Source organism: Pseudomonas sp. NC02 (genome assembly GCF_002874965.1).
In the GTDB taxonomy this organism is placed as follows: domain Bacteria; phylum Pseudomonadota; class Gammaproteobacteria; order Pseudomonadales; family Pseudomonadaceae; genus Aquipseudomonas.
In genome coordinates this window covers 1,777,803-1,799,609 of sequence record NZ_CP025624.1, presented here as the reverse complement: position 1 = coordinate 1,799,609, position 21,807 = coordinate 1,777,803, and the positions used below count along the sequence as shown (strand labels likewise).

15 protein-coding genes are annotated in these 21,807 nt (G+C 62.4%); 9 read left to right on the top strand and 6 right to left on the bottom strand.

Annotated features, from left to right (window positions below):
- Window positions 1–90: 90 nt before the first annotated feature.
- On the bottom strand, window positions 91–2,490 hold the full coding sequence (locus C0058_RS08400; protein ID WP_102368367.1) for a diguanylate cyclase: 2,400 nt from the start codon (window positions 2,488–2,490) through the stop codon (window positions 91–93).
- Window positions 2,491–2,631: 141 nt separating this feature from the next.
- A complete protein-coding gene (gene rlmKL, locus C0058_RS08395; RefSeq protein ID WP_003219107.1) occupies window positions 2,632–4,896 on the bottom strand; it encodes a bifunctional 23S rRNA (guanine(2069)-N(7))-methyltransferase RlmK/23S rRNA (guanine(2445)-N(2))-methyltransferase RlmL in 2,265 nt (754 codons plus the stop codon).
- Window positions 4,897–5,427: 531 nt separating this feature from the next.
- Between rlmKL and rmf the strand changes: the two genes are divergently transcribed.
- Window positions 5,428–5,643 carry a ribosome modulation factor gene (gene rmf, locus C0058_RS08385; RefSeq protein ID WP_002553055.1) on the top strand — a complete coding sequence of 72 codons (216 nt, stop codon included), beginning with the start codon at window positions 5,428–5,430 and terminating at the stop codon, window positions 5,641–5,643.
- Window positions 5,644–5,763: 120 nt separating this feature from the next.
- On the opposite strand, the gene C0058_RS08380 is transcribed toward rmf, so the two are convergent.
- The 4 genes from C0058_RS08380 to sctC form a co-directional block, all read right to left on the bottom strand.
- On the bottom strand, window positions 5,764–6,789 hold the full coding sequence (locus C0058_RS08380) for a quinone-dependent dihydroorotate dehydrogenase (protein ID WP_003219118.1): 1,026 nt from the start codon (window positions 6,787–6,789) through the stop codon (window positions 5,764–5,766).
- Window positions 6,790–6,875: 86 nt separating this feature from the next.
- Window positions 6,876–7,343, bottom strand: a complete 468-nt coding sequence (locus C0058_RS08375) for a transglycosylase SLT domain-containing protein (protein WP_008437547.1) — start codon at window positions 7,341–7,343, stop codon at window positions 6,876–6,878.
- Window positions 7,340–7,717, bottom strand: a complete 378-nt coding sequence (locus tag C0058_RS08370) for a winged helix-turn-helix domain-containing protein (protein ID WP_102368366.1) — start codon at window positions 7,715–7,717, stop codon at window positions 7,340–7,342. Before C0058_RS08370 ends, C0058_RS08375 begins: the two co-directional genes overlap by 4 nt.
- 174 nt (window positions 7,718–7,891) lie before the next feature.
- The gene (sctC, locus tag C0058_RS08365; protein ID WP_102368365.1) at window positions 7,892–9,355 is read right to left on the bottom strand and encodes a type III secretion system outer membrane ring subunit SctC; all 1,464 of its coding nucleotides are present in this window, start codon (window positions 9,353–9,355) and stop codon (window positions 7,892–7,894) included.
- 236 nt (window positions 9,356–9,591) lie between these two features.
- Here sctC and C0058_RS08360 point away from each other — a divergent pair, with 236 nt between their 5' ends.
- From C0058_RS08360 to cobA, 8 genes are all read left to right on the top strand, one after another.
- Window positions 9,592–10,791 (top strand): CmpA/NrtA family ABC transporter substrate-binding protein, encoded by a 1,200-nt coding sequence (locus C0058_RS08360; protein WP_102368364.1) that lies wholly within the window; start codon window positions 9,592–9,594, stop codon window positions 10,789–10,791.
- A 12-nt stretch (window positions 10,792–10,803) separates the two neighbouring features.
- Complete coding sequence (locus C0058_RS08355; RefSeq protein ID WP_003219125.1) at window positions 10,804–11,379, top strand: ANTAR domain-containing response regulator; 576 nt, start codon at window positions 10,804–10,806, stop codon at window positions 11,377–11,379.
- A gap of 1,063 nt (window positions 11,380–12,442) precedes the next feature.
- Window positions 12,443–13,654, top strand: a complete 1,212-nt coding sequence (locus C0058_RS08345) for a NarK/NasA family nitrate transporter (protein WP_003215029.1) — start codon at window positions 12,443–12,445, stop codon at window positions 13,652–13,654.
- Window positions 13,654–15,324, top strand: a complete 1,671-nt coding sequence (locus tag C0058_RS08340; RefSeq protein ID WP_102368363.1) for a bifunctional protein-serine/threonine kinase/phosphatase — start codon at window positions 13,654–13,656, stop codon at window positions 15,322–15,324. Before C0058_RS08345 ends, C0058_RS08340 begins: the two co-directional genes overlap by 1 nt.
- Window positions 15,325–15,556: 232 nt before the next feature.
- Window positions 15,557–18,010: a nitrite reductase large subunit NirB gene (nirB, locus tag C0058_RS08335; protein ID WP_003215025.1), complete on the top strand. Its 2,454-nt coding sequence runs from the start codon at window positions 15,557–15,559 to the stop codon at window positions 18,008–18,010.
- Window positions 18,007–18,324: a nitrite reductase small subunit NirD gene (nirD, locus tag C0058_RS08330; RefSeq protein WP_003215022.1), complete on the top strand. Its 318-nt coding sequence runs from the start codon at window positions 18,007–18,009 to the stop codon at window positions 18,322–18,324. Before nirB ends, nirD begins: the two co-directional genes overlap by 4 nt.
- Window positions 18,324–21,032, top strand: a complete 2,709-nt coding sequence (locus tag C0058_RS08325) for a nitrate reductase (RefSeq protein ID WP_008432645.1) — start codon at window positions 18,324–18,326, stop codon at window positions 21,030–21,032. Before nirD ends, C0058_RS08325 begins: the two co-directional genes overlap by 1 nt.
- 9 nt (window positions 21,033–21,041) lie before the next feature.
- The gene (cobA, locus tag C0058_RS08320; protein ID WP_003215019.1) at window positions 21,042–21,785 is read left to right on the top strand and encodes a uroporphyrinogen-III C-methyltransferase; all 744 of its coding nucleotides are present in this window, start codon (window positions 21,042–21,044) and stop codon (window positions 21,783–21,785) included.
- Window positions 21,786–21,807: the final 22 nt, after the last annotated feature.

Here is a 21,807-nt window from a genome sequence, read left to right as displayed (position 1 = left end):
CGCCTCGGTCTATCAGGAATACCGAGGTGATGCTATCGCAGGCAAGCCAGCTCCCACATTGATCTCTAATAGCTTGAATGGCCGTGCACTTCAGGCAAGCACCCGCTCCGCCTCAACCCTGTCCCTGCCCGCCTGCTTGGCGGCATAGACACCCGAATCCGCCCGCAGCAACAAGCTGTCGACGCCCTCCTCGACCCGCCAACTGGCGACCCCGAAGCTCGCCGTCACCGTGCCGACACCTTCCATCGGCTCACCGCGCAACGCCTGCCACAACTCCAGGGCAACATTGAACGCCTGGCTGCCGTCGGTACTGGCGCACAGCACCACAAACTCCTCGCCGCCCAGCCGGCAAAACACATCCGTGCGTCGTAACCGCTGGCTGATGCGCCGGCATAACTCCTTGAGCACTTCATCACCCACCGCGTGACCATGCTGGTCGTTGATGCGCTTGAAGTGATCGATGTCGAACATGATCACCGACAACGCCCCCGAGGCACGCTTGACCCGGATCATCTCGGCCTTCAGCCGGTCCTGGAAGTAGCGTCGGTTATGAATGCCGGTCAGGGAATCGGTAATCGACAGCGCCCGCAGCTCTTCCTCGACCCGCTTGAGATCGGAAATATCCGACACATAGCCATGCCATAACGTACCGCCACCGGCCAGCTCTTCCGGCGTCGCCTCACCGCGAACCCAGCGCAGCCCCCGATGGGGCAACTGCACCCGGTATTCTTCACGCCAATGGCTCAGTTGCAGGGTGGACAGGCGAATGGACTCCCGTACCCGCTCGACATCCAGCGGATGAATCCGCTCGAAGACCTTTCGCGCATCCTGCTGCAACACCCCAGGCTCGATTTCGTAGATGTCGCGGATGCCATCGCTGGCATAAATGAAACGCGAGACATTGTTCGGTTCCAGGATGAACTGGAAAATACCGCCGGGCACATGGGCGCTGAGTTTCTTCAGCAGGCGGTCCCGCGCGGCCAGTGCCTCATAGGCGCGCTTCTGCTCGGTGACATCCAGGCAGATCGCCAGGTGCCCGACCCACAGGCCATGCTCGTCCAGCAGAACAGTGGCGAGCATGTTTACCGTCAGTTGGCTACCGTCCTTGCGTACCAGCGTCCACTCGCGGGCCTCATGCACTGCATCGGCGCTGTCCACCAGCATCGCCTGGGCTGGCGCGATGCGCTTGCCGAGGATTGCGCTCAATTGCGCGGCACGGGCTTCCAGCTCGGGGGCCAGGTGCAGGCTTTCGAGGGTCAGGTGGCCCAGTACCTCTTGTGCTTCAAAGCCCAGCATCTGCTCGGCGCCGGCGTTGAAGGTGGTGATCACACCGCGCAAGTCCGTCGCGATGATCGCCACCTGGGTGGCCGCATTGAGCACGCTGCGCAGTTGGCCGTGGGTGCCTCGCAGCTCCTGTTCCCGCTGACGCAATTGGGCGGTGCGCTGCTCCACCAGCTTCAATGCGCGCTGGCGCTGGCTGACCACCACGTAGAGCAACGCACTGAGCAGCACACTCAGCAGGCTGCCCATGACCAGGATACTGACCAGCGACGAGTGATTGCCCTGCTGGAACACCTGGCTGGGGCGCAGGCTCAAGGCGTAGACGTGGTCGCCGAGCGTCAGCCGGCGTGCTGCCACCAGGTCACTGTCTGCCACGGGGTTGCTGGATTCGTACAACACCCGTTGCTCTGCATCGGAGGTGTCGACAATCTGCATCACCAGGTTGTCCCGTGCGGCCTTGGGCAAGCCATCGGCCACCAGCTGGCGCATGCTGATCACCGCCATGACGTAGCCGTAAGGTTCACTGTTGGGCACTTGTGTCGTCGGTGCCCGGCTGACCGGTGCCACCAGCAATACACCCATGGCATAGGCCGGCTCCACACCCACCAGTTGCATGGGCTGGGACACCGCCATCTTCCCTGACTGTTGCGCACGCTCCACCGTCGAGCGCCGCAGTGGCTGGGCCAACAGGTCAAAACCCAGCGGCGAGCCGAGAATGCTCTGGGTCTGGCTGTACAGCACCGGCACATACTCATCGCGATCAGTCGCCGGGGTCAGTTCGCCCGCCGCATTCAATTCACGAATGGAGAAATTCGCACCGCGCTCCGCCGTGATTGCCTGCTCGAACGCACCGCGCTGGTCACGCAAAACCCGGGGTGCCCAGGCATAGGCGCGGGTACGCAACAGCAAGGGCTGCGCGAACCCTTCGAACTCTTTGCGCGAGACTGTATTTGAATTGACGAAGAACCGCCGCAGGCTGCCCAGGCGTTGTTCCTGGTCCTCGAAACGCTCCTGGAGACGGCTGTAGCGCTCGTTGACCAGCAGTTGAAAGCGCTGGCGCATCTGCTGCTGGTAAAGCTCGGACGCGGCCCAGGCGACGACAATCGTCAGCGCGATACCGCCCAGCAACACCACCACCGCCACCAGCCACGCCGACACCTGCTCACTGATAAAGCCTAGGATTTTCGGGCGGACGGCATGCAGCGGCATAGACAAGACTCAGAACGCCAGCGTGCGGGTGCGTCACTTTGGCCAGGCCCTAAGTTATAGCCACAGGACTTGCGTTTGACCAGCGCAAAAAAAAGCCGCAAGGCCGGAATGATCCGGGCCTGCGGCTTCAGAACGCAGTGATCAGCGCGCGGTGATTTTCCACGCCCGATGGATCTTGGCGTTACGCGCAAAATCCGGGTCGATGGTCTTGTCGCTGATCTCTTCGACGGCATACCGCTCGACGAGGTTGTCTTCCAGCTGGAACTTGCGGAAGTTGTTCGAGAAGTACAACACGCCGCCCGGCGCCAGGCGTGCCATGGCCAGGTCCAGCAACTGCACGTGGTCGCGTTGCACGTCGAAGATGCCTTCCATGCGCTTGGAGTTGGAGAAGGTCGGCGGGTCGATGAAGATCATGTCGAACTCATCGCGGCTGGCTTCCAGCCAGGCCATCACGTCGCCCTGCTCCAGGCGGTTCTTGTCGGAGAAACCGTTGAGGGAGAAGTTGCGGCGCGCCCAGTCCAGGTAGGTCTTCGACAGGTCGACGCTGGTGGTGCTGCGCGCGCCACCCTTGGCGGCGTGCACACTGGCGGTGGCGGTGTAGCAATACAGGTTGAGGAAGCGTTTGCCGGCCGCCTCTTTCTGGATGCGCATGCGCATTGGACGGTGGTCGAGGAACAGGCCGGTGTCCAGGTAATCGGTCAGGTTGACCAGCAACTTGACGCCGCCTTCGCTGACCTCGGTGAACTTGCCCTGGGCGCTCTGGCGCTCGTACTGCTTGGTGCCGCTCTGGCGTTCGCGACGCTTGACCACCACACGGTTCTTGTCGATGCCCAGCGCCTGGGGAATGGCCGCCAGGGCATCGAACATGCGTGCCGAAGCTTTTTCCGGGTCAATCGACTTCGGCGCCACGTATTCCTGGACGTGGACCCAGTCGTGGTACAGGTCGATGGCCATGGAGTATTCCGGCATGTCGGCATCGTACACACGGTAGCAATCGACGCCTTCGCGCTTGGCCCACTTGCCCAGCAGTTTCAGGTTCTTTTGCAGGCGGTTGGCAAACATCTGCCCGCCTTCGCTCAAGCGCGCCTGCTCGACCACTGGGGCCGGGGCGGGTTTGATCGGGTTCCCGTTCTTGTTGTACTGGCGCTCTTGCGGCTCGGTCGGCGCCTGGTCGTAGGCCGCTTGCTCGCGCTCGGCCTGGCGTTGTTCCGGGGTGCGACGCTCGCCGGTGACGAACTGATCCGGGGTGACCTTGATCAGCAGCAATTTGCACGGCAAGGCGCCGTTCCAGAACGAATACTGTTTGTGGCTGCGGATGCCCATGCGCTTGCCCAGGTCCGGAGCACCGGTGAACACCGCCGCTTCCCAGCCCAGGCACGCCTGGCGCAGACGCTCGCCGAGGTTCTGATAGAGGTACAACAGGCTGGCTTCATCACCCAGACGCTCGCCATACGGCGGGTTGCAGATCACCAGGCCTTTCTGGTTCTGGTCCGGACGCGGCTCGAAGGTACCGACTTCGCCCTGGTAGATCTTGATCCAGTGGCTAAGGCCTGCGCGTTCGATGTTGTTGCGGGCGGGTTGGATCAGGCGAGGATCCGCCTCGTAACCACGAATCCACAGCGGTGGCTTGGCCATGCCGATGGCGGCACGTTCGCTGGCCTCTGTGTGAAGTTTTTTCCACAGCGCCGGAACGTGGCCAAGCCAGGCGGTGAAACCCCACAGCTCACGGTTCAGGTTGGGCGCCATGTCGGCGGCGATCATCGCGCCTTCCACCAGGAAGGTACCGACGCCGCACATCGGGTCCGTCAGCGCGCCGCCTTCGGCAGCGATGCGCGGCCAGCCGGAGCGAATCAGGATCGCCGCCGCCAGGTTCTCTTTCAACGGTGCCGCGCCCTGCTGCAGGCGGTAGCCGCGCTGGTGCAGGCTGTGGCCGGACAGGTCGAGAGAGAGGATCGCTTCGCCACGGTCCAGGCGCAGGTGGATGCGCAGGTCCGGGTTGATCTTGTCGATGGATGGACGTTCGCCGGTCGGGGTGCGCAGCTTGTCGACAATCGCATCCTTGACCTTCAGCGCGCCGAAGTGGGTGTTGTCGATGCCCGAGCCGTGGCCGCTGAATTCAACGGCCAGGGTGCCGTCGGCGAGCATGTGGTCTTCCCACTCGATGTCCAGCACCCCGTGGTAGAGGTCTTCGGCGTCCTTCATCGGGAAGCGCTTGAGCACCAGCAACACGCGGTTGGCCAGGCGCGACCAGAGGCACAGGCGGTAGGCGGTCTCCATGTCGGCCATGCCGCGCACGGCCGAGGTGTGCTCGCGGGCTTCCTCAAGGCCAAGCCCCACGGCTTCCTCGATCAGCAGGCCTTCGAGGCCCTTGGGGCAAGTGAGGAAGAGTTCAAAACGGTCCGACATGGGGCATTCCAGGCTTTTCAGCAATAAGTGAACGGGCGACGCATCGCGCGTTCGGTTTTCAATCAAGCGCTTTTCTTGAAGAACGCTCGTGTGGCACGAATGTGCCGTTCCACCCCGGCTACCGGCCTTTCGGGCCTTTATCGACGGGGCAGTTCAAGTATTTGAAGCAACAAAAAGAAACATTCCGACCCTTCGTCGAATAATAACCGACTGCAACAGGCGGACATTCTCACTAAAGGATTAAACCCATCCTCTTTGAAGGGCACATCATAGCTGGGTTTGCCCAACAAAAGGGGCGAAAAGCCATCCCAGCTTATGGCTATAGCATCATTATCGTTACGTGCTTATGACAAAACGATCATTGAATCCATGTGACCTATTGGTTAGAACTCAACACAGGTTGGCGCCGTAACGACGCCGACACATAGCTCGCCACGCCGGCAGCGAGCGCACCAACGGCAGAAAAACTCTGCCCGGCCTCGGACGAGGCCGAAGGATATCAAGACAGTCAACAAGTGAGGGAAACACCCTATGAGAAGACTTAAGCGTGATCCGTTGGAAAGAGCATTTTTACGCGGATATCAATATGGCGTTCATGGCAAATCCCGTGAGCTTTGCCCATTTACTCTACCGTCGGTACGCCAAGCCTGGATCAACGGCTGGCGAGAAGGACGCGGCGACAACTGGGACGGTATGACTGGCACTGCGGGAATCCACAGACTCAACGAACTTCACGCCGTCGGCTAATCAAGGGCATTTAATTCCGACACCAGCACGAATACGCAACCACTTAACCACGCACGCCCCATCCGGGCGGCGGGCTTCGGCCCAGGGGCTCCTTCAAGGAGCCCTTTTTATTGACTGTTGTCAGCCGCGCGGCAATGCCGCAATCGCATCCACCGCCTGGCGAATCAACGCCGGGCCCTTGTAGATAAAGCCGGAATACAACTGCACCAGGCTCGCGCCGGCGGCGATTTTTTCGGCCGCGTGCTTGCCCTCGGTGATGCCACCCACGGCAATGATCGGCAAGCGCCCTGCCAACTCGGCCGCCAGCACCTTGACGATGTGGGTACTCTGGTCGCGTACCGGCGCACCGGACAGGCCGCCCGCTTCGTCACCATACGCCAGGCCTTCGACACCGACGCGGCTCAGGGTGGTGTTGGTAGCGATCACCGCATCCATGCCCGAATCCACCAGGGCCTGGGCCACCAGTACGGTCTCTTCGTCGTTCATGTCCGGGGCAATCTTGATTGCCAGGGGCACACGCTTGCCGTGGCGCACAGCCAAATCTTCCTGGCGCTGGCGCAAGGCTTCGAGCAGTTGCTTGAGGGAGTCGCCAAACTGCAGGCTGCGCAGGCCCGGGGTGTTAGGCGAGCTGACGTTGACCGTGACGTAGCTGGCGTGGGCGTACACCTTGTCCAGGCAAATCAGATAGTCATCCACCGCACGCTCCACCGGCGTGTCGAAGTTCTTGCCGATATTGATCCCGAGGATACCGGTGTACTTCGCCGCCTGAACCCGTGACAGCAGGTTATCCACACCCAGGTTGTTGAAGCCCATGCGATTGATGATCGCCTCGGCTTCCGGCAGGCGGAAGATCCGCGGCTTCGGGTTGCCCGGCTGCGGCCGTGGGGTCACGGTGCCGATTTCGACAAAGCCAAAACCCAGCTGCGCAAAACCGTCGATGGCCGCACCGTTTTTGTCCAAACCCGCAGCCAGGCCTACCGGGTTGGGGAAATCGAGCCCCATCACCGACACCGGCATTTTCGCCGGGGCCTTGCACACCAGGCCATTGAGCCCCAGGCGGCCACCGGCACCGATCAAGTCCAGGGAGAGATCGTGGGAAGTTTCCGGAGAGAGTTTGAACAACAGCTGGCGGGCCAGGGTATACATGGGCGGGCTTGACTCGGATGGCGGCGAAAGGTGGCGGCGATTATAGCCGGGGTGACGGGCTGCATGCGAGGCGTGCCGTCCAATCGTCAGTTACGGTGCGTCATCAGTTCCTCATAGCGGACCCAGATTTTTTGCGCATAGCGAAGACGCAGGGCCTCACGCTGAGGCCCGGGCCCGCCGCCCACATTGTAGGAACCGATCGCTGTCCAGTTGTAGCCGAACTGTTTGACGAAGTCGGCAAGGATCGACGCCCCCACCTCCACCGACAGGCAAGGCTCATCCAGCAAGCGCTGCTCGGTAATGCCCTCCTTGAGCAGGCGCGGCAGGTGAATGCTGTTGATCTGCATCAGCCCGATATCACGGGTGCCGTTGTTGTTGGCGTAATTCATGGCCTTGGCGCGGTAGCCCGACTCCACCGCGGCGATGGCCTGCAACAATTCCGGCTCCATGCCGTATCGGCTGGCAGCCTCGGCCCAGCAATACGCCCGGGCTTCATTGCCGAAGCCGAGCGTGAGCATCAGCAGCAGCGCCCCCTTGCACCGGGCGCTGCTCATGCCTGCCCCCGACCGCAGGTGGAACAGACAGTGCCCACCGTCAGGCTGGTCATCCTGACCGCACAGGTCACCCGGTACCCCTTGCCGTATACCGTCTTGATCAGGCCCTTGCCGCCCTTCAAATATTTGCGCAGCGAACAGATGCAACGGGTCAGGGACTCTTCCGTGGCCTCGTTATGGGGCCATGCCTGTTCCAGCAAGTGGTCCTTGGTCACCAGCACTCCGGCCGAGGACAGCAACAGGCGCAACACCTGCCACTCCTTGGGCGGGAGTTGAATATCCGAGTCTTCACTGGTCAATCTACCGTCGCCGTGCAACGTCCAGCGCTCAAAGACCATGGGGGTAGCCAGTACCCCATCGTTCACCACGGCCATTCGTACCTCCGCACCCAACTCACCTTCATTTCCAACACTGGTTTCCTGAAGGTCGCGACTATAAAAAGCCCACTCGCTGTATAGGAGAGGAAAAAACCCCATAGGCACTGATTTTTTCAGACTGGGCACGTAGGACCTTTCGACGATGCCCGCCCAGGGGCGCCACCAACGTTCTTATCCTTCGGTCACCCGGTTAAATGCCCGCTTCACCTGCTCATGCTGGGAGCGCGTCAACGGCGGCGCCTGCCCCGGCTCGGCAGCGGTATGCAGCACATTTGCGACCGCCGTCGCCTGAATCACAAACAATCGCACACTGTTGGCCATGGGCCCGTTGTAGCGTCCGAGCAAGGCTGTGCCGGTATCGCGCTGAAAATTCCCCACCAGCAATCGCCTGCCCGGAGCCACACGCACCACCGTGTTGATCCCCATCCGCTCCACCCCCGCCGAGGGTTTGTCGCGACTGGTAGCCTTGCCCATCTGGCGGCCATCCTCGACGGTGAGCAGCATCTCGATTTCATTCGCCTCGGCAAAGCGCGGCAGAACACTGACCTGCGTACCAAAGACCACCGGTTGCCATTCGTCGTGTTCTTCACCCGGCCGGGGCAGATAGAACGTCTGGTTGTCGTTGAAAACCGCGGGCACATTCTCCTGGGTGAGAATCACCGGCAACGTCGTGACCCTCGCTCGCCTGCGCAACTCCAAGGCGGTGATCCGCTGCATGAATGCTTCGTCCTCGATGGGTGCCATGACCCGGGTCGCTGAAGGCTTGTCCGCCCCCTTGTGCATGGTCGCGCCGATCTTCTTGAGCTCATCGCGGTCCACATCCACCAGCCACATCGAAACCTCCACCGCGCGCTTCGGTACGTCCAGTTCTGCCACCAGACCTTCGATAAAGCTCACCTGCGCGGGCTTGCCCTTGATCAGCAGGCTGTTGGTGTCCGGGTACGCCAGCACCGAGATATTCTTGTCGGCCAGTAATCCGGGTTGCCGCGGGGACGCACTCTCCTGCTCGACGGCCAGCAGTTTTTCGATCATCGATGCCATGCCCGGCACCGTGACGGTTCTGTCGCCCATGTTGTACTCGCGGTCTGCAACGTGGGTGTTGAGCACCTGCACCACCCCGATCCGCTGCGGCCCCAGGCGCAGTTCCGCACGCTGGCGGTCCATCAGTTGGGCCAGGCGCAGCACATGGTCGACATAGTTCGGCGGCCCGGACACGTAGAACACCCGCGCCCCACTCGCACGCAGCGGGTAGCGCGCCTCTTCGAGCCCCGAACGGCGCATGAACCCGCGCAGGAGGTCGACCGAGATATGCCGCAGGGTCACTACCGAGCTTTTCGCCTCGTCGGCGTCATAGAGGTAAAGCACCTGGCCATCGGTGTACCAGATCAGGCCTTGCTGCTGGGCGACCGACTCCAGCAGCGGTTGGGGCGAGCCGAAATCGAACGCCCCGCTGATGCGCTTGCGAGCTGCCGCCTGACTGACAACGATCGGCTGCCCCAGCGGCAGGGACAACGCGGTAAAAAAAGTGTGCAGGCTTTCATCACGGGCTTGGTAGGAGCCCCCGAACGCGCCGGGGCTGCCCAGCAGCAGCAGGCCGAAAAGCAGCGTCGAGAAACGGTGAAGGTGGCTGAACATGCCTGCATGGCCCGGGCTGAAAGAGCGGCCATACTGCGAGGCAGGCCAATTTCAATCCTGATGGAAAGCTGACGCCCAGCCCATCCTGTGCGCATCGTGGCATGTGCCTTGCTTTGCCTTGTCTATCGCAGCTCGCGCCAACGGCGGAACGGGCTCAAGGACACAGACGTCGTTACCCCGGGCTCTTCTTCTGAGTACCCGACGGAACGGCGTTTTTTTATGAAAGGTACGTATTGATGAGTGATCCCCTGGCTTGGGTCAACGGCAGCGATGCCCCGGAAAAGAGCAGCCTCAACCTGGGTTTCATGGCCCTGAGCGATTGCGCCTCGGTGGTGGTCGCCGCCACCCAGGGCTTCGCCCAGCCCTGTGGCCTGACCTTGAATCTCAGGCGCCAGTCATCATGGGCCAGCCTGCGGGACAACCTGGTCAGCGGCGAACTGGACGCCGCCCACAGCCTGTACGGCCTGATCTACGCCGTACACCTGGGCATCGGCGGCGTGGCACCCACCGATATGGCGGTGCTGATGGGCCTGAACCAGAACGGCCAGAGCATCAACCTGTCCCGTGGCTTGCAACAGCTGGGGGTGACCAGTCCTGAGGCACTGGACCGCCACGTGCACCAAAGCCGAACAAAACTCACCTTCGCCCAGACCTTTCCCACAGGTACCCACGCCATGTGGTTGTATTACTGGCTGGCCAGCCAGGGCATCCATCCCCTGCAGGATGTGGACAGTGTGGTGGTGCCGCCGCCGCAGATGGTTGCGCACCTGCAAGCCGGGCGCATCGACGGCTTTTGTGTGGGCGAGCCCTGGTGCGCCAGTGCGGTGAAGCAGAACCAGGGTTTTACCCTGGCCACCACCCAGGCACTGTGGCCGGACCATCCGGAAAAAGTACTCGGCTGCACCCAGGCATTTGTCGAGCAATACCCCAATACCGCCCGGGTACTGGTGATGGCGATCCTGCAGGCCAGCCGTTTTATCGAACAGAGCACGGAAAACCGCCGCTCCACTGCACAGTTGCTGAGCGCCCCGCAGTACCTCGACGCCCCGCTCGATTGCATCGAACCGCGCCTGCTCGGCGACTACGATGACGGCCTCGGCAACCACTGGCAGGATCCCCACGCGCTGCGTTTTTATGGCGACGGCGAGGTGAACCTGCCCTACCTGTCTGATGGCATGTGGTTCATGACCCAGTTCCGCCGCTGGGGCCTGCTGCGGGAGGACCCGGACTACCTCGGCGTTGCCCGGCGTGTGCAACAACTGGACATCTATCGCCAGGCGGCCAGCGCCGTGGGCGTGCCTGCCGGTGGCGAGGCCATGCGCAGCAGCCAGTTGATCGACGGAAAAATCTGGGACGGTTCGGACCCGGCCGGGTATGCCCGCAGCTTTCGCCTGCATGCCATGGCAGATGTTGCCAGCCGCCAGGCCTTGCGCTGACAGGAGGAACCCATGCTACGAATCCTGTTGATCAATGACACACCGCGCAAGGTCGGGCGGCTCAAGGCTGCGTTGACCGAGGCCGGGTTTGAGGTGATCGATGAATCGGGGTTGACGATCGACTTGCCGGCGCGGGTCGAAGCGGTGCGCCCGGACGTGATTTTGATCGATACCGAGTCGCCGGGACGCGATGTGATGGAGCAGGTGGTGCTGGTGAGTCGCGACCAGCCACGGCCGATTGTGATGTTTACCGATGAGCATGATCCGGGGGTGATGCGTCAGGCGATCAAGTCCGGGGTGAGTGCCTACATTGTCGAGGGGATTCAGGCGCAGCGGTTGCAGCCGATTCTGGATGTGGCGATGGCGCGGTTCGAGAGTGACCAGGCGCTACGCGCGCAGTTGCAGGCGCGGGATCAGCAGTTGGCCGAACGCAAGCGGATCGAAACGGCCAAGGGGTTGTTGATGAAAATGAAGGGGTGTAATGAGGAAGAGGCCTACACGCTGATGCGGCGTCAGGCGATGAGTCGGCAGCAGAAGCTGATTCAGGTGGCGGAGCAGATTATTGCGATGAGTGAGTTGTTGGGGTGAGAGGGGGGGGCGGGGTGTATATCCGTTATTTAGGTAACGGCCGCTATTGGTTCCGCCCTTACGGCGGCTCACTTTTGAACAGCGCAAAAGTAAGCAAAACGCTCTTGCCCCACCACTCGGCACCTCGCTTAGGCTCGGTGTGCCCGCACTCCGGCATTACTCCGCGGGCCGCCGCGACGGGGCGTCCTGCCCCGTCGCGGCTAAACCGGCGTCCTGCCGGTTTACCCGCTCCGTACTGCCTGCGTTCGGCCAGCGTGGTTTAACGGGGCGCCTAAGATCAAAAGCAAAAGCAAAAGCACAGCGGCCTACCGGCCGGCTTGAGTGTTGAAGAGCAAAATCAAAATCTAAAGCGGGCACGGTCCAAAAAATGTGGGAGCGGGCTTGCTCGCGAAGGTCGTTAACGATTACGCGGGCATCCTGAATGAACGCGGCGCTCTCAGGTTTTTCGCGAGCAAGCCCGCTCCCACAGAAAAGCAGATCTGTTTTCGCTCTGGTCTTTGCTTTTGCTTTTAACACTCAAGCCGGCCGGGAGGCCGCTGTGCTCTTGCTTTTGATTTTGATCTGCAGGCCCCGTCAACCACGATGGCCGCAAGTAGGCACGGTGGAGCGGGTAAACCGGCAGGACGCCGGTTTAGCCGCGCCGGGCCATGGATGGCCCGTCGCGGCGGCCCGCGGAACCGGGCCGGAGTGCGGGCATGCCGAGCCTAAGCGAGGCACCGAGTGGTGGGGCAAAGACCTTTTGGTTACTTTTGGGGCGTTTGCCAAAAGTGACCCGCTGTAAGAGCGGAACCCTAAGCCGCCGTTACCGCAGCAACGGATATGTACACCACACCACACCACAACGCCCCCACCCCCTGTTGGCCCACCTCTTGCTAAAGAATCCCCACAGGTAGCCAACGGCGGTTGCCCCCTCCACGACAAAGACGTCGCACACCCGGTTTGCCCCAGCGAACCCGGTGGCGGCGTTTTTTCGTTTTGGCCCCATAGCCCGGGGCCGATGGGGCGGCCCCAGCCGTTCCATCACCAGGCCTTCTCATAAGACCCCTTACCGCTGAGGTGCGTGATGAAATCAAGCTTCTGGAAATCCGGTCACACCCCGACCCTGTTCGCCGCGTTCCTGTATTTCGACCTGAGCTTCATGGTCTGGTACCTGTTGGGCCCATTGGCGGTACAAATCGCCGCCGACCTGCACCTCACCACCCAACAACGCGGCCTGGTGGTCGCCACCCCCATCCTGGCCGGCGCGGTGCTGCGGTTCCTGATGGGCATGCTCGCCGACAAACTCTCCCCCAAGACCGCCGGCCTGATCGGCCAGGTGATTGTCATCGGCGCCTTGTTCGTCGCCTGGAAACTCGGAATCCACAGCTACGAGCAAGCCCTGCTGCTGGGCATGTTCCTCGGCATGGCGGGAGCCTCGTTCGCCGTCGCCCTGCCCCTGGCGTCCCAGTGGTACCCCGCCGAGCACCAGGGCAAGGCCATGGGCATCGCCGGCGCCGGCAACTCCGGGACGGTGTTTGCGGCCCTGCTGGCACCGGTGCTCGCCGCCGCGTTTGGCTGGAGCAATGTGTTCGGCTTCGCACTGATCCCGCTGATCCTGACGCTGATCGTCTTCGCCTGGCTCGCCCGCAACGCCCCGCAACGACCCAAGGCCAAGTCCATGGCCGACTACTTCAAAGCCCTGGGCGACCGCGACAGTTGGTGGTTCATGTTCTTCTACAGTGTGACCTTCGGTGGTTTCATCGGCCTGGCCAGCGCCCTGCCCGGCTATTTCAACGACCAATACGGCCTGAGCCCGGTCACCGCCGGCTACTACACCGCCGCCTGCGTATTCGGCGGCAGCCTGATGCGGCCTTTGGGCGGCGCCCTGGCCGACCGTTTCGGCGGGATTCGCACCCTGCTCGGCATGTACGGCGTGGCAGCGATCTGCATCGCGGCGGTGGGGTTCAACCTGCCAAGCTCCTACGCAGCACTGGCGCTTTTTGTGTGCACCATGCTCGGTTTGGGTGCCGGTAACGGTGCAGTCTTCCAACTGGTGCCCCAACGCTTTCACCGCGAGATTGGTGTGATGACCGGCCTGATCGGCATGGCCGGCGGCATCGGCGGTTTCGCCCTGGCGGCGGGCATGGGCGCGATCAAGCAAAGCACCGGCAGCTATCAGTTGGCGCTGTGGCTGTTCGCCAGCCTGGGCGTGCTGGCCTGGTTCGGCCTGTACGGCGTCAAGCGTCGCTGGAGAACCACCTGGGGCTCGGCTGCGGTGACGGCTGCACGGGTCTGATGAGCCTGCAACTGAGCTTCGCCCAAGCCAGCGCCACCGGCCCACGGCAGGAAAACCAGGACGCCTTGCGCCTGGTCACTCCCGCCCCGGAGCTGGCCGCCAGCAAAGGCTACTTGTGTGCCATCGCCGATGGCGTCAGCCAATGCGCCGATGGCGGACTGGCTGCACGCTCGACCTTGCAAGCGCTGGCCCTGGACTATTACGCCACGCCGCAAACCTGGGGCGTGGCCCAGGCCCTGGAACGCTTGCTGGTGGCCCAGAATCGCTGGCTGCAAGCCAATGGCGGCGGTCAGCCGTTGCTGACCACCCTCAGCGCCCTGGTGTTTCGCGGCCAGCGTTTCACCCTGGCCCATGTGGGTGATTGCCGGGTGTACCGCTGGCTCGATGGCCAGTTGCAGCGCCTGAGCCAGGAGCATGTGTGGGAGCAACCGGGCATGCAGCATGTGCTCAAGCGCGCCATGGGCCTGGATCAGCATCTGGTGCTGGATTTCCTCGACGGCGAGTTGCGGGCAGGCGAGTGTTTCCTGCTGCTCAGCGACGGCGTGTGGGCGACCCTGGATGACAACAACATCAGCGCAATCCTGCGGGAACAGTCGGACCTGGACCTCGCGGTAAACACCCTGGTCAGCGCCGCGCACCTGGCTGGTAGCCAGGACAACGCCAGCGCCCTGCTGGTCCGCGTCGACCAGCTTGGCGCCGCCACCCTCGGCGATGCGCTGGTGCAGTTGCAGCAATGGCCCCTGCCGCCCCCCCTGAAACCCGGCCAGCGCTTCGAAGGCTGGCACGTAGAGTCGCTGTTGGGGCAAAGCCGCCAATCCTTGCTCTATCGGGTGCGCGATGCCCATCAACAGGCGTGGCTGCTGAAGACCTTGCCGCTCAGCCACGACGATGACGTGTTCGCCGCCCAGGCATTGCTGTCAGAGGAATGGTTCCTGCGCCGGGTCGCCGGCCGCGCGTTCCCTGAAGTCCATCCAGCCAGTGGCCGTCAGCATTTGTACTACGTGATGCGTGAATACTCCGGCCAAACCCTGGCCGAACTGTTCAAGCACCAGGGCCCATTGCCCCTGGCGCAGTGGCAAACCCTGGCCGAGCGCCTGTTGCGTGCCGTCGGGCTGCTGCACCGCCGGCAGATCCTGCACCGCGACATCAAGCCGGAAAACCTGCTGCTGGGAGAGGATGGCGAATTGCGTGTGCTGGACTTCGGCCTGGCCTACTGCCCCGGGCTCTCGGAGGATCGCGCGCACCTGTTGCCTGGCACGCCAAGCTTTATCGCCCCGGAAGCCTTCAACGGCGAACGCCCTACCCCGCAACAGGACTTGTATAGCGTCGGTGTGACCTTGTATTACCTGCTCACCGGGCATTACCCCTACGGCGAAATCGAAGCTTTCCAGCGTCCCAGGTTCACTACGCTTGTCGGCGCCAGCCGCTACCGCCCCGACCTGCCCGACTGGCTGCAACAGAGCCTGGAGCGCGCAGTCGCCGCGCAACCCGAGCAACGTTATGAAACTGCCGAGGAATGGTTGCTGGTACTGGAGCAGGCGGATCGCCGCGAGTTGAGCACGCGACCAAAACCGCTGCTGGAGCGCGAACCGCTGAAGGTCTGGCAAACGTTGGCCGTGCTGTCGCTGCTGATCAATCTGGTGCTGTTGTACTGGCTGTTGCACCACTAAGAGGCGAAATTTCTTGATACATCACCGCCTCACTTAGCAAAACCGGCCAAAATCCTACTTGGCACAACCGCTGCATTAGCTTTCCCATCAACACACATATAGCCGCACCTTCAACGTCGAAGGTCGGGCTTCCCGAGAGAACGGGACCAGGACAAAGGCGTCCTCGCTACTTACGTAGCGGGGACGCCTTTTTTTGTTGCGCACGATTTGTCGAGCCACTGCGGAGAACGACATGAAGAAACTCAAACTGGTGATGATCGGCAACGGCATGGCCGGGGTTCGCACCCTTGAAGAATTGCTCAAGCTGAGCAGCGACCTGTACGACATCACCGTTTTCGGCGCCGAGCCCCACACCAATTACAACCGCATTTTGCTGTCGCCGGTGCTGGCCGGTGAGCAGACCTTCGAAGAGATCGTGCTCAATGACTTGAGCTGGTACCTCGATAACAACATCAAGCTGTTGCTTAACCGCAAAGTGGTGCAGATCGACCGGGTCAAACGCAAAGTCATCGCCGAAGACGGCAGCGAGGCCGAGTACGATCGCCTGCTGATCGCCACCGGCTCCACGCCGTTTATCCTGCCGATCCCGGGCAATACGTTGCAGGGTGTGATCGGCTACCGCGACATCGCCGACACCCAGGCCATGATCGACACCGCCAAGACCCACAAGCACGCGGTCGTCATCGGCGGCGGCCTGCTGGGCCTGGAGGCCGCCAACGGCCTGATGCTGCGTGGCATGCACGTGACCGTGGTGCATATCGGCGAGTGGCTGCTGGAACGGCAACTGGACAAGACCAGCGGCCAGTTGCTGCAAACCGAACTGGAAAGCCGTGGCCTGGTGTTTCGCTTGAAGGAGCAGACCGAGGCGCTGCATGACGCCGGCAACGGCCGCGTCGGCTCGGTGCAATTCAAGAATGGCGATGTGATCCCCGCCGACCTGGTGGTGATGGCTGCGGGCATCCGCCCCAACACCGAACTCGCGGAAAAATCCGGCATCCCGTGCAACCGTGGGATTCTGGTCAACGACACCCTGCAAACCTACGACCCGCGCATCTATGCCATCGGCGAATGCGCCAGCCATCGCGGGATTGCCTACGGCCTGGTGGCACCGCTGTTCGAGCAGGCCAAGGTCTGCGCCAACCACCTCGCCCAACTGGGTTTCGCGCGCTATCAAGGCTCGGTGACTTCGACCAAATTGAAAGTCACCGGCATCGACCTGTTCTCCGCCGGGGACTTCATGGGCGGCGAAGGCACGGAAACCATCACGCTTTCCGACCCGATTGGCGGCGTGTACAAGAAGCTGGTGATCAAGGACGACATCCTCGTCGGCGCCTGCCTGTACGGCGATACGGCTGACGGCGGCTGGTATTTCCGGCAGATCCGTGAGAACCATGCCATTGGCGAGATCCGCGATCACCTGATGTTCGGTGAAAATGCTTTGGGCGATGTAGGCCACCAAGGCCAGGACAAAGCCATGAGCATGGCCGACACCGCCGAAGTCTGCGGCTGCAACGGCGTGTGCAAGGGCACCATCGTCAAGGCGATTCAGGAACACGGTCTGTTCAGCGTCGACGATGTGAAGAAGCACACCAAGGCCGCGAGTTCCTGCGGTTCCTGCGCCGGGCTGGTGGAACAGATCCTGATCAACACCGTGGGCGGCGCGGCGGACGTCAAACCGAAAAGCGAAAAAGCCATCTGCGGCTGCAGCGACCTCAACCACGGGCAAATCCGCCAGGCCATCCGCGACCAGCACCTGCTGACCATCGCCGGCACCATGAGCTACCTGAACTGGCGCACCCCGAACGGCTGTGCCACCTGCCGCCCGGCACTCAACTACTACCTGATCTCCACTTGGCCCGGCGAGGCAAAAGACGATCCGCAATCGCGCCTGATCAACGAACGCGCCCACGCCAATATTCAGAAAGACGGCACCTACTCGGTAGTCCCAAGGATGTGGGGTGGTGTGACCAATCCGTCGGAACTGCGGCGCATCGCTGATGTGGCCGACAAGTACAACGTGCCGATGGTCAAGGTCACCGGCGGGCAGCGCATCGATTTGCTCGGCATCAAGAAGCAGGACTTGCCCGGCGTATGGAAAGACCTCGATATGCCATCCGGCCATGCCTACGGCAAATCCATCCGCACCGTGAAGACCTGCGTCGGCAGCGAGTTCTGCCGCTTTGGTACGCAGAACTCGACGCAACTGGGGATTGAGCTGGAACATGACCTGTTCAATATGTGGTCGCCCCACAAGGTCAAGCTTGCAGTGTCCGGCTGCCCGCGCAACTGCTCGGAAGCGGGGATCAAGGACGTGGGAATCATCGGCGTCGATTCCGGCTGGGAGATGTACATCGGCGGTAACGGCGGGATCAAGACCGAGGTCGCCGAGTTCTTCGTCAAGCTGAAAACCGCCGAAGAAGTGCGCGAATACAACGGCGCTTTCCTACAGCTCTACCGGGAAGAAGCCTTCTACCTGGAGCGCACCGTGCACTACCTGCAACGGGTCGGCATGGAGCACATCAAGAAGGCTGTACTGGAAGACCCGGCGCGGCGCCAGGCACTGAATGAACGCCTGCAATTCTCCCTGTCGTTCGAGCAGGACCCGTGGAAAGAACGCCTGGAACAGCCGCTGCTGAAAAAGGAATTCGACACCATCCCCGTCAAACTGCTGGAGGTGCCGGCATGAACTGGCTGGATATATGCGCCCTCGAAGAAATCAACGCCCTGGGCTCGCGCATCATCAGCGGGCCAAAAGGCGACATCGCGATTTTTCGTACCAGTGACGACGAGGTTTTCGCCCTCGACGACCGCTGCCCGCACAAGGGTGGCCCGCTGTCCCAAGGCTTGATCTACGGCAAGCGCGTGGCCTGCCCGCTGCACAACTGGCAGATCGACCTGGAGTCCGGGGAGGCCCAGGCACCGGACGTCGGCTGCGCCCATCACCACCCGGCCCGTGTGGAAAACGGCCGGGTGATGTTGGCGCTGCGGGACGCCGGTTGATGAACCGCCAGACCACCGCGTCCACCTGCTGCTACTGCGGGGTCGGTTGCGGCGTACTGATCGAGCATGATGGCTCGCAGATCCTCGGCGTCAGTGGCGATCCGAGTCATCCGGCCAACTTCGGAAAATTGTGCAGCAAGGGCTCCAGCCTGCACCTCACCGGAGACCTCACGGCCCGCGCGTTGTACCCGGAACTGCGGCTGGGCAAAGGCCTGGCCCGCAGCCGCACCGACTGGGATACCGCCCTGGAGCACGCGGCGAACGTGTTTGTCGAAACCATCGCTGAACACGGGCCGGACAGCGTCGCGTTCTATATTTCCGGGCAGTTGCTGACCGAGGATTACTACAGCTTCAACAAACTGGCGCGGGCGCTGGTGGGCACCAACAACATCGACAGCAACTCGCGGCTGTGCATGTCTTCGGCGGTGGTCGGCTACAAGCGCAGCCTGGGGGCCGACGCGCCACCGTGCAGCTACGAGGACCTGGAGTCGAGCGACTGCGTGATGATCGTCGGCAGTAACATGGCCTACGCGCATCCGGTGTTGTTCCGACGCCTGGAGGAAGCCAAGGCCCGCCGGCCACAGATGAAAGTGCTGGTAATTGATCCCCGGCGCACCGACACCTGCGACTTGGCGGACCTGCATCTGGCGATTCTGCCGGGTACGGATGTCGCATTGTTCCATGGGATCCTGCACTTGCTGTTGTGGGAAGACTGGATCGACCGCGACTTTATCCAGGCCCATACCGACGGCCTGGTCGAACTCAAACGCCTGGTTCACGACTACACACCGCAAATGGTCACGCAGTTGTGCGGGATCAGTGTCGAGCAACTGCACCTGTGTGCGGAATGGGTCGGCACCTCGGCGAGTTTTCTGTCGTTGTGGTGCATGGGGCTCAATCAGTCCACCGCCGGCAGCGCGAAGAACAGCGCCTTGATTAACCTGCATTTGGCGACCGGCACCATCGGCCGCCCTGGCTGCGGACCTTTCTCCCTGACGGGTCAGCCGAATGCCATGGGTGGGCGGGAAACCGGCAGTTTGTCGAATTTACTGCCTGGCCATCGTGAGGCTGCCAACCCCGAACATCGGGCAGAAGTAGCCGCGTATTGGGGGGTCGACCAACTGCCGGCCAGCACCGGGCTGACCGCCATCGAATTGTTTGAACAGATGCAGGCCGGCAAGATCAAGGCCTTGTGGATCGCGTGCACCAACCCCGCCCAATCCCTGCCCGACCAGAACACCGTGCGCCAGGCCCTGGAAGCGTGTCCGTTCGTGGTGCTACAGGAAGCCTTTCGTACAACCGAGACGGCGCGTTACGCCGACCTGTTGCTGCCAGCCGCGAGCTGGGGCGAGAAGGAAGGCACAGTGACCAACTCTGAGCGGCGCATTTCCCACGTTCGCCGAGCCATCGCCCCACCTGGGGAAGCGCGGCCGGACTGGGCAATCACCGTGGATTTTGCCCAACGCCTGGAGCAGCGTCTTTGTCCCGGAAAACCGGGGCTTTTTGCCTTTGAGCAACCGGCACAGATCTTTGATGAATACAAGCTGCTGACCCGTGGCCGGGACCTGGACCTGTCGGGTATCAGCCACGCGCTGCTGGACCGGATAGGCCCGCAGCAATGGCCATTCCCGGCCGATGCGGTGGGCGGAACACCAAGGCTGTACACCGACGGATTTTTCCCTACGGAGACTGGCCGCGCGCACTTTGTCGCCGACCCTTATCGCGCCGCCAAGGAGCAGCGTGACGCGCGCTTCCCACTCACCCTGATCACCGGCCGCCTGCGGGACCAATGGCATGGCATGAGCCGCACCGGCACCGCTGCGCAGCTGTTCGGCCATGTCAGTGAAGCAGTGCTCAGCCTGCACCCGGACGAACTGCGTCGCCATCGCTTGAAGGAAGGGGATCTGGTCAGCCTGAAAAGCCGGCGCGGCAGCGTGATTGTGGCCGTCGGCAGCGATGACAGCGTGCGTCCCGGCCAGGCTTTCCTGCCGATGCACTGGGGCGACCGTTTTCTTAAAGGCGGCGTAAATGCGCTGACCCAGCCGGCATTCGACCCGCTGTCCAAACAGCCGGAACTCAAGCACAGCGGCGTGCGCCTGGAGGCGGTGCGACTGCCCTGGCACTTGTTTGCGCTGATTGAAGGCGATGTGCAGCAACACTTCGAAGCGTTGCGACCGCTGTGTGACGGCTTTGCCTACGTCAGCCTGAGCCTGACCGGACGCGAGCGGCCTGCCCTGCTGATTCGTGCGGCGCATCACGAGGCGCCCGCCCTTGAACTGCTCAAGCAGATCGACCAACTGCTGGGCCTCAACGACGGCCCCGTGATGGCGTACGACGACCCGCGGCGCTCCATTGGCAAGCGGGTAAAGATTGAAAAAGGCCGTATCACCGCGATCCGCCTGGCTGGCGAAACCCTGGCTCGCCACTGGCTGCAAAGCCTGTGGCTGGAAGGTCGCACCGATGAGCAGTTACGCCGCTGGTTGTTGGCACCATTGAGTGCGCCACCGGGGGGCGGCTCGAGCAGCAACAAGACGCTGTGCAACTGCAAGAACGTCAGCGAAAGCGCGGTCTGCGCCGGCATTGCCCGGGGCCTGGACCTGAACGGGCTGAAGCAGGAACTGGGTTGCGGCACGCAATGCGGCTCCTGTGTGCCGGAAATCAAACGGTTATTGGCGAGCGGCAAGCAGCCAATCGCGATCAGAGTGTGAGGCAAGCATATGAGCGCAAAAGTCTGGCTGGTGGGCGCAGGCCCCGGCGATCCGGAACTGCTGACACTCAAGGCGGTGAGAGCCCTGCGGGAAGCCGATGTGGTGCTGATCGATGATCTGGTCAACCCGGCGCTGCTGGAGCATTGCCCCGCTGCACGGCTGATCACCGTGGGCAAACGCGGTGGCTGCCGTTCCACCCCACAGGCGTTTATCCATCGCCTGATGTTGCGTTATGCCCGGCAGGGTAAGTGCGTGGTGCGGCTCAAGGGCGGCGACCCGTGCATTTTTGGTCGCGGCGGCGAAGAGGCGGCGTGGCTCAGGCAGCAAGGGGTGGAAGTGGAGTTGGTCAACGGCATTACGGCAGGGCTGGCCGGGGCAACGAACTGCGATATTTCGCTGACGTTGCGCGGTGTCAGCCGTGGCGTCACGTTGGTCACGGCCCATACCCAGGACGACAGCAGCCTCAATTGGCGGGCCCTGGCAGAGGGCGGCACCACGCTGGTGATCTATATGGGGGTGGCGAAACTGGGGGAAATCCGCCGGCAATTGCTGGAAGGTGGCATGAGCGATGACATGCCGGTGGCGATGATTGAAAACGCTTCACTGCCACAACAGCGCGAATGCCGCAGCAGCCTCGCCCGGATGCAGGATGATGCGCACGAATTCGCGCTCAAGAGCCCGGCTATCCTGGTGATTGGCCGGGTTGCTCAAGCGACGCAGGCGCTTGCGGCCCTGGCCAGCGCCACGGCCTGAGGCAAATTACAGGCGAAAAAAA